This window comes from Salmonella sp. A7, assembly GCF_020181675.1.
In the GTDB taxonomy this organism is placed as follows: Bacteria; Pseudomonadota; Gammaproteobacteria; order Enterobacterales; family Enterobacteriaceae; genus Salmonella; species Salmonella enterica.
The window spans coordinates 339,660-356,273 of the sequence record NZ_CP084001.1; the positions used below are offsets into that span (position 1 = coordinate 339,660).

Annotated in this window: 12 protein-coding genes; 4 read left to right on the forward strand and 8 right to left on the reverse strand. The window is 55.0% G+C overall.

Going from position 1 to position 16,614, the window contains the following annotated elements:
• The first annotated feature begins 66 nt into the window (after positions 1-66).
• Complete coding sequence (locus LCS67_RS01545; RefSeq protein ID WP_000815084.1) at positions 67-825, forward strand: DeoR/GlpR family transcriptional regulator; 759 nt, start codon at positions 67-69, stop codon at positions 823-825.
• A gap of 24 nt (positions 826-849) precedes the next feature.
• On the opposite strand, the gene malT is transcribed toward LCS67_RS01545, so the two are convergent.
• The gene (gene malT / locus LCS67_RS01550; protein ID WP_000907030.1) at positions 850-3,555 is read right to left on the reverse strand and encodes an HTH-type transcriptional regulator MalT; all 2,706 of its coding nucleotides are present in this window, start codon (positions 3,553-3,555) and stop codon (positions 850-852) included.
• A gap of 593 nt (positions 3,556-4,148) precedes the next feature.
• Between malT and malP the strand changes: the two genes are divergently transcribed.
• Together malP and malQ are read left to right on the forward strand one after the other, a co-directional pair.
• Positions 4,149-6,542 (forward strand): maltodextrin phosphorylase, encoded by a 2,394-nt coding sequence (malP, locus tag LCS67_RS01555; protein WP_079971672.1) that lies wholly within the window; start codon positions 4,149-4,151, stop codon positions 6,540-6,542.
• A gap of 9 nt (positions 6,543-6,551) precedes the next feature.
• Positions 6,552-8,630, forward strand: a complete 2,079-nt coding sequence (gene malQ, locus LCS67_RS01560) for a 4-alpha-glucanotransferase (protein WP_000428707.1) — start codon at positions 6,552-6,554, stop codon at positions 8,628-8,630.
• A 118-nt stretch (positions 8,631-8,748) separates the two neighbouring features.
• Here malQ and gntT read toward each other — a convergent pair whose 3' ends face one another.
• From gntT to gntX, 3 genes are all read right to left on the reverse strand, one after another.
• Positions 8,749-10,065, reverse strand: a complete 1,317-nt coding sequence (gene gntT, locus LCS67_RS01565; RefSeq protein WP_001131741.1) for a gluconate transporter — start codon at positions 10,063-10,065, stop codon at positions 8,749-8,751.
• A gap of 376 nt (positions 10,066-10,441) precedes the next feature.
• Positions 10,442-11,017, reverse strand: coding sequence for a Fe-S biogenesis protein NfuA (gene nfuA, locus LCS67_RS01570; protein ID WP_000619387.1), 576 nt, complete (start codon positions 11,015-11,017; stop codon positions 10,442-10,444).
• Positions 11,018-11,075: 58 nt separating this feature from the next.
• Positions 11,076-11,759, reverse strand: coding sequence for a DNA utilization protein GntX (gene gntX / locus LCS67_RS01575; RefSeq protein ID WP_000958733.1), 684 nt, complete (start codon positions 11,757-11,759; stop codon positions 11,076-11,078).
• Between the two features lie 37 nt (positions 11,760-11,796).
• On the opposite strand from gntX, the gene bioH reads away from it, so the two are divergent.
• Positions 11,797-12,567, forward strand: a complete 771-nt coding sequence (gene bioH, locus LCS67_RS01580; protein ID WP_000998138.1) for a pimeloyl-ACP methyl ester esterase BioH — start codon at positions 11,797-11,799, stop codon at positions 12,565-12,567.
• 35 nt (positions 12,568-12,602) lie between these two features.
• On the opposite strand, the gene LCS67_RS01585 is transcribed toward bioH, so the two are convergent.
• From LCS67_RS01585 to feoA, 4 genes are all read right to left on the reverse strand, one after another.
• Positions 12,603-13,541 (reverse strand): Rpn family recombination-promoting nuclease/putative transposase, encoded by a 939-nt coding sequence (locus LCS67_RS01585; RefSeq protein ID WP_000235947.1) that lies wholly within the window; start codon positions 13,539-13,541, stop codon positions 12,603-12,605.
• A gap of 234 nt (positions 13,542-13,775) precedes the next feature.
• Complete coding sequence (feoC, locus tag LCS67_RS01590; protein ID WP_000157589.1) at positions 13,776-14,012, reverse strand: [Fe-S]-dependent transcriptional repressor FeoC; 237 nt, start codon at positions 14,010-14,012, stop codon at positions 13,776-13,778.
• A gap of 12 nt (positions 14,013-14,024) precedes the next feature.
• Positions 14,025-16,343: a Fe(2+) transporter permease subunit FeoB gene (gene feoB / locus LCS67_RS01595; protein ID WP_000736970.1), complete on the reverse strand. Its 2,319-nt coding sequence runs from the start codon at positions 16,341-16,343 to the stop codon at positions 14,025-14,027.
• An 18-nt stretch (positions 16,344-16,361) separates the two neighbouring features.
• Positions 16,362-16,589, reverse strand: a complete 228-nt coding sequence (gene feoA, locus LCS67_RS01600) for a ferrous iron transporter A (RefSeq protein ID WP_001160955.1) — start codon at positions 16,587-16,589, stop codon at positions 16,362-16,364.
• Between the last annotated feature and the right edge of the window lie 25 nt (positions 16,590-16,614).

Here is a 16,614-nt window from a genome sequence, read left to right on the forward strand (position 1 = left end):
TTTTCCAGGCCGGGTAGGGCGAATGCCGCTATCCGGCGCAAGGTTGGTTACTTTCAGAGATTATTCATGAAACAAACACAACGGCATGACGCGATCATTGAACTGGTGAAAAAACAGGGGTACGTCAGTACGGAAGAGCTGGTGGAGCATTTTTCTGTCAGCCCGCAAACCATTCGTCGGGATCTTAACGATCTGGCGGAACAGAATATGATTTTGCGCCACCACGGCGGCGCGGCGTTGCCCTCCAGCTCGGTGAACACGCCGTGGCACGATCGTAAGGCGACGCAAACGGAAGAAAAAGAGCGCATCGCTCGCAAAGTCGCGGCCCAGATCCCCAATGGTTCAACGCTGTTTATTGATATCGGCACGACGCCGGAAGCCGTAGCGCACGCCCTGTTAGGGCACAGTAATTTGCGGATCGTGACCAACAATTTGAACGTAGCGAACACGCTAATGGCGAAAGAGGATTTTCGTATTATCCTCGCCGGCGGTGAACTCCGCAGCCGCGACGGCGGCATTATTGGCGAAGCGACGCAGGACTTTATCGCCCAGTTCCGTCTCGATTTCGGCATTCTCGGTATTAGCGGTATTGATAGCGACGGCTCGTTGCTGGAATTTGACTACCATGAGGTACGCACCAAGCGCGCGATTATCGAAAATTCGCGCCATGTGATGCTGGTGGTGGATCACTCTAAATTTGGCCGTAACGCGATGGTAAACATGGGCAGCATTAGTATGGTCGATGCGGTCTACACCGATACCCTGCCGCCGCCGGGCGTGATGCAGGTGATTGCCGACCACCATATTCAATTAGAGCTGTGCTAAAGAGACTGTCTTATCAGGCACACGTCAAACCCCGTACCCCATCATCTTCAGCAACTGCTGCGCGTGCTGTACCGCGTCCTGACGGTGCGCGACGCCGAGTTTCTGGTAGAGGTTGCGGATATGCGTCTTAATGGTGGTCGCGGCCACCGCCAGTTCGCCGGCAATCTGTTCGTTGCTGTAACCGGAATAGATAAGCCCTAACACCTGCCATTCACGCTGGGTGAGCGGGCTGGTGCGAATAAGCTCCGGGACATCCGGATGGTTAAGCAGGCGCTCGACGAAGCCTTCGTCAAAATGGGCGAATTTATGCCGGTGATGTTGGTTAATCTCTCGCAGGATGCGCTGCGCGCGATGCTGCTCCATCTCCGGCAGCGTATTGAGCTGGATAAGCTGACGCAATTGTTGCGCCATGGCTTCGCCTTCAATCACAAAATGGCTGATAAATCCGGTGCGGTTGGCGAGCTGTAAGGCATCAAGCAATACGCGCTGGGCGTCGTTTTTCCGCCCGGATTGCCAGTAAAGCTGATTGAGTAACAGCAGATTGCGGTTTAAATCGCTCATTAAGCGCAGGCTACGGGCATTCTCATTTAACTCTTCCAGCACGATTTCCGCAGGCTCGAATTCGCCCAGCAGGATCTGCGCGCGGGCGATATTCCGCCATTGCCCTTGCAGAAAATGGTTATTGGCAAACGCCGGTTTGGGCGTATGACGTAACCAGTTGGCGGCGGATTTTTTGTCGCCGGTTAACTGCCAGTAAATGACACGCACCTTATCGGCGTTAGAGATCCAGTCGCAGTGATAACGACCATTGCCTAATAAATTTTCCAGTCGGTTAAGCTGACTACGGGCATTATCCAGATCGCCGCGCGCCAGCGAGCACTGCACCAGTAGCGTCAAACACTGCAACTGTTGTTGCGGCTGGAAGGTGGACAGCACAGCGATACCGCTGCGCGCCGAGGCTTCCGCTTCGTCAAGGCGCGCCCACGCCCACAGCAATTGCGCGCGGATACGTACCAGAAACTCATGCATCGGCAGTTGTTCCAGATGTTGCTCTTTGATCAACTGGAAGGCTCTCTCCTGCGTTTCCCATGCGGCCTGCAGGAATCCCTGGGCGAACTGAATTTCACTTTGTTGAATTAAGCTCCATAGCGCGTAATGCCAGACGTCATGATGGCGCGCCATTTGTTCGGTTTGCTGCATCAGCGATAAAGACTGGCTGAGATCGCCTTTACAGTGCAGCACTTCGCCGTGAACGGAGGTCGCGACAATGCGGCTATAAAACCAGGCGAGAGGAAGCTCATCCAGCGCCAGTTTCGCCAGCCGCTCTGCCTCTTCCGGATTGCCGTCGTTGATGGCGACCTGAGCGCGCAGCGCGTTAAATTCAGCATGCAGCGTGCCGTCCATGACCCCTTTGATCTCTTGCTCGGCGCGCGCCAGCAACGTATTCACTTCGCTGTAGCGGTGTTGGCTTTGCATCAGCCAGGCCTGTAACAACACCAGCCGCGGATTTTCCAGCAGGCTTTCCCACGGCAGCGCTTTTAATGACTCTTCCAGCAGCGCCAGTTCACTGTGATTAAACAGCCCCCACGCATGATTAAGCAGGATATCGCGCAGCATTTGCGCGTCACCCGCCGCCAGCGCATGATGTATAGCTTCGCTGGGAAAACCTTGTTCCATCCAGCTTTCTGCGGCCGCGCGGTGGATCTCCGGCAGTTCCGCCGCCAGTTCCCACTGGCAACGCTGGCGCAGAAAGCTACCAAACAACGGGTGATAGCTAAACCACTCGCCCGTGTCGTCCATGCGTTGTAGGAATAACCCCTGGCGCTCAATCTCCTCCAGCCGCATCTGGCCGTTTTCTTCGCCGGTCACACGCACGATCAACGCGTCATTCATTGAGCGTAAGATCGCGCTTTTAAGTAAAAAATGTCGGGTGCTGACATCCACGTTATCCAGTACTTCGTCCACCAGATAATCAGAAAGGTGGCTGGCATTAATCCCAGCAAGACGGCGGGCGGAGTGATGCGCAGAGGTATGGTTCTGGCGCGCGGAGAGGGCGATCAACTGTAGCGCAGTGGCCCAACCGGCAACATCGTCGCACATGCGGCTGCTCTCAGCGGCTTCAATGGGCGACGAAAGACGACGGTCAAAAAATTGCTTTGCTTCCTGATGGTTAAAAGCCAACTGCTGGCTACCGATTTCCAACAGCTGATCGCGCACGCGCAGGTTAGCGATGCCCAGTTGCGGTAAATTACGCGATAACACCACCAGGGTGAAATTTTCCGGCTGATGACGTAAGAAAAAGCGCATCGCGTCGTGAATCACCGGATTGGTAATCAAATGGTAATCGTCAATCACCAGATAAAGCGGGCGATGCCACTGCGCCAGTTCAATAAAGAGCTGTGCGAAGAGGGACGTCAGGCTGGCGTACTGACGTTTTTGCGCCATCGCTTCGCTGGTAGAGCAGTGTCCGCCGGTGGCCTGTTGGATTGCGGCAATTAAGTAACTGGCGAACCGCTCTTGCTGGTTATCGCCTTCGTCGAGAGAGTACCAGCCTAATTCATTTTTGCCCGCCGCCCACTGTGAGACAAGCGTGGTTTTCCCATAGCCAGCAGGACTGGTTACCAGGGCGAGCCTGAAATTGTTCGCGCCGGAAAGTTTAGCCAACAGCCGCTCACGAACCACGGTATGGTCGAGACGAACCGGACGACTTAATTTAGACGGAATCAACATAGCAATCACTTCACTGTGGGAAATGGGGGGAACTGCGATTTTTTTTGCGCTTCGTAATTAATAGATATAAGGTCGGCCAGAAAGCATTTTAATGCAAGCTAAGCAGACTTTTTATGTGTCTGAATTTGCACTCTGTCACAATTCTAAATAACGGTATTAAAAAAGTATTCAGCGCGGTTGAAACGAGCGTCAGAGCTGGGCTGAGGTCATATTTTCGTTATTGTAAATAATGTCCTGGACATGATGCGGATTTAACACAATGACGATACCAGGCGTTTAATTAATTATGTTTAGTTAGTGAATCTCCCGCCGCTGAATATTTCAGATAAGAAACTATTTCGGCGTTCATATAATCTTCGAAAATACCCCTTCGCGATTTACTGTTATTTCTGTTTATTCATTTGATTATGCGTAACACTGAGTGTCGTTGACAGGAATCGGCGCGTTTATACAGGGGTTAGTGGCGGCGATCACACTTTTATGCTCATCCCCGCTCCTCCTCCCTCCCTAATCATTGCCGGGAGGAGGAAGGTCAACATCGAGCCTGGCAAACTAGCGATAACGTTGTTTTATTACCCGAGGACGGATTTCCTATGTCACAGCCAACCTTCAATAAAGATCAATTCCAGGCCGCCCTGACGCGTCAGTGGCAGCGTTTCGGTTTACTGTCGGCGTCCGACATGACGCCTCGTCAGTGGTGGCAGGCCGTTAGCGGCGCGCTGGCGGAATTACTGAGCGCGCAACCGGTAGCGCAGCCGACAAAAGGCCAGCGTCATGTGAACTACATTTCGATGGAATTTTTGATTGGCCGCCTGACGGGAAATAACCTGTTAAATCTGGGGTGGTACCAGGACGTTAGCGATGTGCTGAAAGCGCACGATATTAATCTGACCGATCTGCTGGAAGAGGAAGTCGATCCGGCGCTCGGCAACGGTGGTTTGGGACGTCTGGCCGCCTGCTTCCTCGATTCGATGGCCACCGTCGGGCAGTCCGCTACGGGCTATGGTCTGAACTACCAGTATGGGCTGTTCCGTCAGTCATTTGTTGAAGGCAAGCAGATGGAAGCGCCGGATGACTGGCATCGCGGCAGCTATCCGTGGTTCCGCCACAACGAGGCGCTGGACGTCCAGGTTGGGATCGGCGGTAAAGTCACCAAAGAAGGGCGCTGGGAGCCAGGCTTTGTGATTACAGGCCAGGCCTGGGATCTGCCGGTGTTAGGCTATCGTAACGGCGTCGCGCAACCGCTGCGTTTGTGGCAGGCGACCCACGCGCATCCGTTTGATCTGACCAAATTCAACGATGGCGCTTTCCTGCGGGCGGAACAGCAGGGTATCGATGCGGAAAAACTGACGAAGGTGCTTTATCCCAACGATAACCACACGGCGGGCAAAAAACTGCGTCTGATGCAGCAATACTTCCAGTGCGCCTGCTCGGTAGCGGATATTCTGCGTCGCCATCATCTGGCCGGACGCAAACTGCATGAGCTGGCGGATTACGAGGTCATTCAGTTGAACGATACTCACCCGACCATCGCCATTCCGGAACTGCTGCGCGTGCTGATTGACGAGCACCAACTGAGCTGGGATGACGCCTGGGCTATCACCAGCAAAACCTTCGCCTACACCAACCACACCCTGATGCCGGAAGCGCTGGAGTGCTGGGATGAGAAGCTGGTGAAAGCGCTGCTGCCGCGTCATATGCAGATTATCAAGCAGATTAACGACCGCTTTAAGACGCTGGTCGATAACACCTGGCCTGGTGATAAGCAGGTATGGGCAAAACTGGCGGTGGTGCATGACCGTCAGGTGCGCATGGCCAATATGTGCGTGGTCAGCGGCTTTGCGGTCAACGGTGTGGCGGCGCTGCACTCCGATCTGGTGGTGAAAGATCTGTTCCCGGAATATCACCAGCTTTGGCCGAACAAATTCCACAATGTCACCAACGGCATTACGCCGCGTCGCTGGATCAAACAGTGCAATCCGCAGCTTGCGGCGTTGCTGGATAAAACGCTGAAAAAAGAGTGGGCTAACGATCTCGACCAGTTGATCAACCTCGAAAAATACGCTGACGACGCCAAATTCCGTCAGCAATATCGCGACATCAAACGGGCGAACAAAGAGCGCCTGGTGAAATTTATCCAGGCCCGTACCGGGATTGAGATTTCGAGCCATGCGATTTTTGATATTCAAATCAAACGTCTGCACGAGTACAAGCGTCAGCATCTGAATCTGTTGCATATTCTGGCGCTGTACAAAGAGATCCGCGAAAACCCGCAGGCCGACCGCGTACCGCGCGTATTCCTGTTTGGCGCGAAGGCGGCGCCGGGCTATTACCTGGCGAAGAACATCATTTTTGCTATCAATAAGGTTGCGGAAGCCATTAATAACGACCCGGCGGTGGGTGATAAGCTGAAGGTGGTTTTCCTGCCGGATTACTGCGTCTCGGCGGCGGAAATGCTCATTCCGGCGGCGGATATTTCCGAGCAAATTTCCACTGCCGGGAAAGAGGCGTCCGGCACCGGCAACATGAAACTGGCGCTGAACGGGGCGTTGACAGTGGGAACGCTGGACGGCGCTAACGTTGAAATCGCTGAGAAGGTGGGTGAAGAGAATATCTTTATCTTTGGCCATACTGTGGAAGAGGTCAAGGCGCTCAAAGCCAAAGGCTACGATCCGGTGAAATGGCGTAAAAAAGACAAAGTGCTGGATGCGGTGCTAAAAGAGCTGGAAAGCGGTCAATACAGCGATGGCGATAAACATGCCTTTGACCAGATGCTGCATAGCCTCGGCAAACAGGGGGGCGATCCGTACCTGGTCATGGCGGACTTCGCCGCTTATGTCGAGGCGCAAAAGCAGGTGGATGCACTGTATCGCGACCAGGAAGCGTGGACGCGCGCCGCGATCCTCAATACCGCGCGCTGCGGTATGTTCAGTTCCGATCGCTCTATTCGCGATTATCAGGCCCGTATCTGGCAGGCAAAACGCTAAGGGAGCGCGATGGAAAATAAACGTCTCGATAGTGCCGCGCTGGCGGCGGGGATCAGCCCCAGTTACATCAATGCTCATGGCAAACCGCAGTCTATTGGCGCTGAAACCAAGAGACGTTTGCTGGCGGCGATGCACGGCACGACAACAGGACCACAGGCGGTCGTGCCGAATGTGAAGGTTTATACCGCGGGTAAAAAAATGGCGTTGCCGGTAGAGGGGCACGGTGAGTTTGCCTGGCTGCTGACTACGGAAGAGGGCGTGCATTACAAAGGGCGCGTGACGGGCGGTAAAAAACTTAACCTTCCGGCTACATTGCCGGAGGGCTACCACACCCTGACGTTGACCCAGGATGAACAGCGTACGCACTGCCGTATTATCGTCGCCCCGCCGCGATGCTATGAGCCGCAGGCGCTACTGGAAGGGAAAAAACTGTGGGGGGCCTGCGTCCAGCTTTATACTCTGCGTTCAGAAAAAAACTGGGGTATTGGCGATTTCGGCGATTTAAAGTCGATGCTGGTCGACGTGGCGACACGCGGCGGCGCGTTTATCGGCCTGAACCCGATCCACGCGCTTTATCCGGCGAATCCGGAGAGCGCCAGTCCCTACAGCCCCTCGTCTCGTCGCTGGCTGAACGTGATATATATCGACGTCAATGCCGTCGAAGATTTCCGCCTGAGCGAAGAGGCGCAGGCATGGTGGCAAATGCCCGCCACACAGCAAAAGCTGCGACAGGCGCGCGATGCGCAATGGGTGGATTACGCTACCGTTACCGCGCTGAAAATCACGGCGCTGCGGATGGCGTGGACGCGCTTTGCCGCTCGCGACGATGCGCAAATGGCGGAGTTTCGTCACTTTATCGCCCGTGAAGGCGAGAGCCTTTACTGGCAGGCGGCATTCGACGCGCTGCATGCGTATCAGGTGAAAGAGGATGAGCAGCGCTGGGGCTGGCCAGCCTGGCCGGAGGCGTACCAGTCGGTAGAGTCTCCCGCTGTAAAACAATTCTGTGAAGCGCACCGCGAAGAGGTGGAGTTTTACCTCTGGCTTCAGTGGCTGGCCTGGCGCCAATTCGCCGCCTGCTGGGATACCTGCCAGAGTTTTAAACTACCGATTGGTCTGTACCGCGATCTGGCGGTTGGCGTAGCGGAAGGCGGCGCGGAAACCTGGTGCGACCGGGAGCTGTACTGCCTGAAAGCATCTGTCGGCGCGCCGCCGGATATCCTCGGCCCGCTCGGTCAGAATTGGGGGCTGCCGCCGATGGACCCGCATATCATTGTCGCCCGGGCGTATGAGCCCTTTATCGACCTGCTGCGCGCCAATATGCAAAACTGCGGCGCGTTGCGCATTGACCATGTCATGTCGTTGCTGCGTCTGTGGTGGATACCGTATGGCGAAACCGCGGATCGCGGGGCATATGTTCAGTATCCGGTTGACGATCTGTTGGCTATTCTGGCGCTGGAGAGCCAACGTCACCGTTGTATGGTGATAGGCGAAGATCTGGGGACGGTGCCAGTTGAGATTGTCGGCAAGCTGCGCGATAGCGGGGTCTATTCTTATAAAGTGCTGTGGTTTGAAAATGACCTTGAGAAAAACTTCCGCGCGCCAGGCGCGTATCCGCAACAATCGATGGCTGTCGCCTCGACGCACGATCTCCCCACGCTGCGCGGCTATTGGGAATGCGGTGACCTGACGTTGGGTAAAGCTCTGGGGCTTTATCCGGATGAAGTGATTCTGCGCGGGCTGTATGAGGATCGCGAGCGGGCGAAACAGGGGCTATTGGACGCGCTGCATAAATATGGCTGTCTGCCAAAACGCGCCGGGCATAAGGCATCGTTAATGTCGATGACGCCAACGCTAAATCGCGGACTTCAGCGCTATATCGCCGACAGTAACAGCGGTCTATTGGGGCTTCAGCCGGAGGACTGGCTGGATATGGCCGATCCGGTTAACGTACCGGGCACCAGCGATCAGTATAAAAACTGGCGGCGGAAGCTCACCGCCACGCTGGAGCAGATGTTTGCCGATGAGGGCGTAAACAAGCTGATTAAGGATTTGGATAAGCGCCGAAAAGCGGCCGCGAAGAAGAAGTAATAAAGCCGGGGATTTCCCCGGCTTTATGATGGTGAGAGCACGTAGGCCTGATAAGCGCAGCGCCATCAGGCAATCCTGGCGCACATTGCTGCCTTATCCGGCCTACAAGCCGCCTCGCTTAAACCACCATACCCAGTAGCAGACAGCCGATCAGGCCGCAGACGGAGATGATCGTTTCCAGCATCGACCAGGATTTAATGGTCTCGCCGATAGTCAAATTGAAATACTCTTTGAACAGCCAGAAGCCCGGGTCGTTGACGTGAGAGAAAATCACGCTCCCGGAACCGACTGCGATAACCATCAGTTCAGGGCTAACGCCGGTAGTGGCGATCAGCGGCGCCGCAATGCCGCCTGCGGTAATCGCCGCGACAGTCGCGGAGCCCAGCGCGATACGCAGCACCGCCGCGATAGACCACGCCATCAACAGCGGAGAGACATTGGTTTCATGCATCATTGAAGCGATGTATTTATCCACGCCGCTATCGACCAGCACCTGCTTGAACGCGCCGCCGCCGCCGATGATCAGCAGCATCATGGCGATAATTTTGATGGAAGAGACCAGCGTATCGTTAATCTGATCCATGGAACGCCCGCGGTTCAGGCCAAAGGTGAACATCGCAATCAGTACGGCAATTAACGTAGCCATTACCGGGTCGCCCAGGAACTCGGCAACGGGCAGGAAAGCGTGGCCTTTTGGCAGAATCATCTCGGCAACCGCACGCATCGCCATCAGAATCACCGGAACCAGCGACGTCCAGACGCTGACGCCAAAGCCCGGCATCTCTTCTTCCGTAAAAGTTTTCGCGCTGTACAGGCCTTCCGGGATCGGCTTATCGATGCCTTTCAGAAAACGGGCGTAAACCGGGCCGGCAAGGATCACGGTCGGGATTGCCAGAATCGTACCAAACAGCAGCGTCTTACCCATATCGGCATGGAAAATCGTGGCGATCGCGGTTGGGCCCGGGTGCGGCGGCAGGAAACCGTGTGTGACGGAGAGCGCCGCGGCCATAGGCACGCCGACGTACAGTAACGGGATATTCGCCGCTGCGGCAATGGTGAATACCAGCGGCAGCATCAGAACGAAGCCCACTTCATAGAACAGAGCGAAGCCGACGGTAAAGCCGGTTAACACTACGGCCCACTGAATATGCTTTTTACCAAATTTCGCGATCAGGGTAGTGGCGATACGTTGAGCGCCACCGCAGTCGGCAAGCATTTTGCCCAGCATGGCGCCGAACCCCATAATCAGGGCCAGACTGCCAAGCGTACCGCCGACACCGGCTTTGATGGAGCCGATGACTTTATCCAGCGGCATTCCCTGCATCAACCCGACAGCGAGCGCTACCAGGACAAGGGCGATAAATCCGTTCATTTTGAAGCGGATCATCAGAAGAAGTAACAAGATAACACCGATAGCAACGATGACTAATGGCATGATTTACCTGGCCTTTACTTTGTTATGGGTAACGTCATTGTTTCGACGACAAATTCCTGTTGTTCCCGACGGGAACAGAGTCGCAATAGCACCAATACTGATTACCGTTGAAACGAATGAGCGTAGTCAGATGTTATATGGATGTTAGGTGCCCATAAGAATGATACGGGTAACATATGGGTGTTGAAAATGACCCTGGCAGGCAAAATTTAAATTATGAGACACAGGTCATGTTATCGGCGAAAGAAGAAGGACCATCGTTCTGAGATGTGGCTGATGGCGCAGAATGGCGGCGTAGACGCCTTATTCGGCCTACGGTGGCGCAGACAAGGCCCGACAGGCGCAAGCGCCATCGGGCATGGATGCGGGGAAAATCTTAGTAGTATGAGTGCTCGCCGCGCTGGTGTTCGGTCAGATCGCGAACCCCTTTCAGTTCCGGGAATTCATTCAGCAACTGTTTCTCGATCCCTTCTTTCAGCGTGACGTCAACCATCGAGCAACCGTTACAACCGCCGCCAAACTGCAGAATTGCATAGCCTTCATCGGTAATTTCCATCAGCGAGACGCGACCGCCGTGGCCCGCCAACTGCGGGTTAATCTGCGATTGCAGAGCATATTCCACGCGCTCCATCAGCGGCGCGTCATCGGCCACTTTGCGCATCTTCGCGTTTGGCGCTTTCAATGTAAGTTGAGAACCTAGCTGGTCGGTCACGAAATCAATTTCCGCGTCTTCCAGATAGGGCGCGCTCAGCTCGTCGACATAAGCGGTCAACAGGTCAAATTTCAGTGCAGTATCGGTGGCTTCTACGGCGTCGGGCGGACAATAAGAAACGCCGCACTCTGCGTTAGGAGTGCCGGGATTAATGACAAATACGCGGATTTGCGTCCCTTCTTCCTGATTTGCCAGCAGTTTGGCAAAGTGCGCTTGTGCAGCATCGGAAATACGGATCATAGTAATGGCCTAATAGTTGACTATTTTAGTTGGTTATAATACGCCCATCATCGAGGCTCTACAAGGTTCGACACAGGCACCATACCTGGACAGTCGCTGCGCCGTTGCGCAAAAGCAGTTGCGCGATTTCCGCGACGGTACTTCCGGTAGTGACGACATCATCCACAATAACCATATGGAGACCCTGTACCGGCAATTCAAGGCGAAACGCGTTTTTCAAATTGCGCTTACGTAACCTGGCGCTGAGATGATGTTGTGTTGCGGTCGCCCGTACCCGCGTGATGGTTTGGCTGTCCCACGCGCAGCCAAGCCAGCGCGCTAACGGTTGACATAACAGATCGCTTTGGTTAAATCCCCGCCGCCAGTGTCGGCGCGACCAGAGCGGAACGCTGACGATTCTGTCGGGAAGCTGCAAGCCAGTGCTGCGGCGCGCCATGAGTACTTCCTGCAACAGTAGACGCGCCAGAGCGGCGGCAATTTCGCTGCGGCGGGTAAATTTAAGCTGATGCACCAGTAAACTCAAGGGCGGCGTATAGTCACTGACGCTCACCAGACGCTGCCAGGGCGGTGGTTTTTGCAGGCAGCGACCGCAGGGGAGCGAAGGATGCGCGGCAGGTAATCCGCATTGCGGACACAGGCTGACGCGCTGACGAACGGCGCGCGCGCATACGGAACAAATCCCCCAGTGGCTTAACGCCAGCGGCATTCGGCATAGCCAGCATAATCCTGGTACTGTTAGCATAGGTGCATCCTTGTTAGACAAAAGAGAACAGTAACTGATGAATGACATCTGGTGGCAGACCTACGGCGAGGGAAATTGTCATCTTGTGCTGCTGCACGGATGGGGATTGAACGCGGAGGTATGGCATTGCATTCGCGAGGAACTCGGCTCGCATTTTACGCTGCATCTGGTCGACTTGCCGGGCTATGGCCGTAGTTCGGGGTTTGGCGCTATGACGTTTGAAGAGATGACGGCGCAGGTAGCGAAGAACGCGCCGGACCAGGCTATCTGGCTTGGCTGGAGCCTGGGTGGCCTGGTGGCGAGTCAGATGGCGCTCACACACCCTGAACGCGTTCAGGCGCTGGTGACAGTCGCCTCTTCGCCATGCTTTAGCGCGCGTGAGGGGTGGCCGGGAATAAAACCGGAAATCCTCGGTGGATTCCAGCAGCAGCTTAGCGACGATTTTCAGCGCACGGTGGAGCGTTTTCTGGCGCTGCAAACGTTAGGGACGGAGACGGCGCGTCAGGATGCCCGCACCTTAAAAAGCGTGGTGCTGGCGCAGCCTATGCCGGATGTAGACGTGCTCAATGGCGGACTGGAAATCTTAAAAACGGTCGATCTACGAGAAGCGCTTAAAAATGTGAACATGCCGTTTTTGCGTTTGTATGGTTATCTGGACGGTCTGGTGCCGCGTAAAATTGTGCCTTTGCTCGATACGTTATGGCCGCACAGTACATCACAGATAATGGCGAAGGCGGCCCATGCGCCGTTTATCTCGCATCCGGCGGCGTTTTGTCAGGCGCTGATGACGCTAAAATCATCGCTGTAACCAGGGCGTTGCCGGGCCCGGACCATTCTGCCAGATTAATGGTTTTCAGATGCCAGATCGGCAGGCGCCAGCCCGGTAACCCTAAGCACGGTATCGCGATCGAAACCATCGTTTAGCATGGAGCGGGCAATGCGCAATGCGGCGAGCCGTTGGCCTTCCTGTTTGCCTTGCTGTAGCCCTTTCTGTAACCCTTTCTGTAACCCGTTACGATGCCCTTCCTGACGTAATCTTTCTGCGATAGTCATGATCTTCTCCTTATGCTGTGGGATACGCATAGCCACCTGGCGGATAAACGTATTGAAGCGCGCGGCGTCGCCAGTGTGCATCATGTAATTAAACAAACTTTGAAGCTGGGTGTCATTAGCGTATCCCTTAACCAGTAGGGCGACCAGCTGTTCGACAAGCCCCATCAGATCGCGCTGGCGGATGTGTTTTTGTATGAGTTCCAGCAGCGCGACGCGTCGGTGCCGCATAATCTCGTCGTCCGGCACGACCGTAATATCGACCAGAGGAAAGGCGGTGGCGTATAGCTTACGCGCCATCACCGGGTCGGCAAATTCATCCAGCCAGCATAATGAGAACGGATACGGGCTGCGGTTTCCGTGGTAAAACAGCATTGGCACCACTAACGGCAACGTCTTATGCCCGGCCTCCAGGTGCCGTTGCATTGCAGCCATCGCGTAACGCATCAGCCGAAATGCCATATGCGCGTCCGGCGTACTCTGATGTTCAATAACCACGTAAATGTAACCTTCACCTTCACTTGTTTCCAGCGACCAAAGAATATCGGAATAATGGGGGCGTAAATCCTCTTCAATAAAGCTACCGGACTCCAGCCGTAACGTATTCAGATTACAGATTTGACGTAATGTCGACGGGAGATGAATTTCCAAAAAATCCCGTGCAGTATCGGGGTGGCATAAAAACTGTTTGAATACCGCGTCATGCGGCGTGGATGTTGTTGAGGTCGCCATATCGATCCGTCATCGGTGAAGTTCAATGGCGTGACACTACGCGCAGACCGGGCTGATTGCAGTAGAGGATTAGTGCGCTTGCGAGGCGCATGGGGAGATAAATGCGCACGGCGGTAACGCTTTCATCTTTGTGGAAGGCATGACGCAAAATTGCCCGGCAGCGTGACGCGTACCGGGCAACATAACGCGGGATAAAGGCCGGATAAGACGCGTTACGTCGCTACCCGGCGAAGGCTAACGCAAGGCCCACCATTCGCGCAGGCAGGCTTTACCTTCCGGACAACTTTTACAGCTGCCTGAAAGGCAGCCGTCCGGTTCTTCCGGGATACGTACCGCTTTACCCATGATCTCCAGTTGATTCAGCATGGCGTCGATCATGGGCTGCGGAGCGTGCAGCGTATGGCTGATTTGCGTTGCCTCCATACGCCCCCGTAGCGCCAGTAGATCGCGAACCTGTATCAATGAAGCCATTTTTTACATCCCTTAGTGACAATTGCCCGCAGTGCCCGAACAACAGGAACTGACGTTTTTGCGGGTTGCCAGCAGTTCAATGTCTACACGGCTGCGGGCGCGGCGCAACAGGCTTAACACCACAACGTTAAAGACGATCACTGCCAGAATACAGATCAGGCTGTATGTCGGGTGTTGACTGAAGCTGGTAACCTGGTAGAACAGCGTGGCGAGCGAATAGGCGATATTCAGCCCCCACAGGATGGAGAAGCCCATCCAGCCGCGGCTGGACTCGCGGGCGATAGCGCCCATTACCGAGATACACGGTACGTAAAGCAGGACGAAAATCAGGTAACTGTACGCCGCTGCGGCGCTGCCGAATTTTTGATCCATCACGCCCATCGCGCCGGTCGCCATTTCGCCGTCACCTTTACTCGCTTCGATCGGGTTAGCCAGTACGCTCAGGCTAAAGGTGTCTTTCAGGCTTTGCCAGGTATCGTCAACCGCGCCCAGCAGTTCATCGCCGAGGTGGAAGTCGGCAGGATTAAACGCTTCGTCCTGAATATTTTCGGCGGTGTAGAGCGTGTTCAGCGTACCGACGACAACTTCTTTCGCCATGGCACCCGTAAACAGACCCACGGTCGCTTGCCAGTTATCCTCATGGACGCCGATCGGTTTAAAGACTGGCGTGATGATGCGGCTTACGGAGGCGAGGGCGGAGTCATTAATGTTATCGACGATTTTGCCGCTCAGCGAGAAACTGTTAAACGCGCTCAGGAAAATACTCACGATGATAATGACTTTACCGGCGCGTAGTACAAAACCTTTCAGGCGTTGCCAGGTCTGGATGATCAGGCTCTTGATATGCGGGACGTGGTAAACCGGCAGCTCCATCACAAACGGAGAGGCTTCGCCGCGCATAATGGTATGCTTCAGCATCAGGCCGGTTAATACCGCCATGACAATACCCAGCACGTACAGCGAGAAGACCGCCAGCGCGCCGTTTTGCCCGAAGAAGGCGGCGGCAAAGACGGCGAAAATCGCCAGGCGCGCGCCACAGGACATAAACGGCGCCATCATGATGGTCATCAGGCGTTCGCGCGGAGCGTCAAGCGTGCGGGCACCCATCACGGAAGGTACGTTACAGCCGAAGCCGACAATCAGCGGCACGAAGGATTTACCCGGTAGTCCCAGCGCCTGCATCAGGCGATCCATGACGAAGGCCGCGCGCGCCATATAACCGGAGTCTTCAAGGAAAGAGAGGAACAGGTACATCATCCCGATTTGCGGCACCAGCGGCAGGACGGTATTGATCCCGCCGCCAAGACCTTGCGCCAGGAAGATGGTTAACCAATCCGGGAAGTGCAGCGTGTAGCCAATCCATTGAATGCCATGAATAAAGATGGCGACGGAACCGGCATCAAACAGGGGTTGCAACGCGCCGCCGATGTTAATGGCGAGCAGGAACATCAGGTACATCACGAACAAAAAAATCGGTAAGCCGAGGAAGCGGTTCAGGATAATTTTATCGACCGCCCTGGTGAAGCGGCTGGGTTCGGCTGTCAGGGTATTGCTGACCACGTCGCAAATAGCGGCGATACACTGATAACGGGCGTCGGCGATATGCAGCGCCGGGTCGTCCATTTCGTCCTTCAGACGGGCAAGGGAGGTGTCCAGGTTTTGTGCCGCCTCGCCTGCGTAAGCCCGGCTGTAGATATCGCCCTCCAGCATTTGCAGACCCAGCCAGCGGCGCTGTTGTAAAGGCATCTCCTGGGCCATCGCGTCGGCCAGGAAATCCGCTTCGCGCAGCAGCGGCTGGGCATAATGCACCAGTTCGACGTTGTCGTTAGCGTTGTGACGGTCAATGGCCAGTTTCAGCGCCTCGATACCGCGACCGCGAGTCGATACCAGCGGTACGACAGGACAACCCAGACGCGTGGACAGAGCGTCGACATCAATACGAACCTGCTGTTTTTCAGCGATATCCAGCATATTGAGCGCGACAATACAGGGGATACCCAGCTCCAGCAGCTGCAGCGTCAAATAGAGGTTGCGCTCCAGATTGGAGGCGTCTACAACGTTTATCAACAGATCGGCGTCGCCGCTCAGGATGTAGTGGCAGGCGATCTGTTCGTCGAGAGAGGTTTGTGACGAGATGGTCGTCAGAGAATAGGTGCCGGGTAAATCTACCAGCGTGACCTGGTGGTCAGTTGTCGCGAACTGGCCCTCTTTACGCTCGACGGTGACGCCCGCCCAGTTCCCCACGCGCTGACGCGCGCCGGTGAGTTGGTTAAATAAGGTGGTCTTGCCGGAATTAGGATTACCAATTAAACCAATGGTTAATTTTTTCATTTTTATAGACTCACTGTATTAACAGGAAACCGCTTCCACTTCTATTAACGCCAAATCCTTTTTACGCAAAACCAGACTCACGCGTCGTGTTTCGATATGGATCGGATCGCCTAAGGGCGCGACGCGGACGACATTAAATGAAGAACCGGGCAACATGCCGAGCGAAAGCAGCTTTTGACGATACGCCGGGCTGATTTCACGCGCAAAGCCGGTGATTTTCCACGCAGTGTCAGGAGTGAATTGCATACGACCTACTTGTTTCTTACTAACT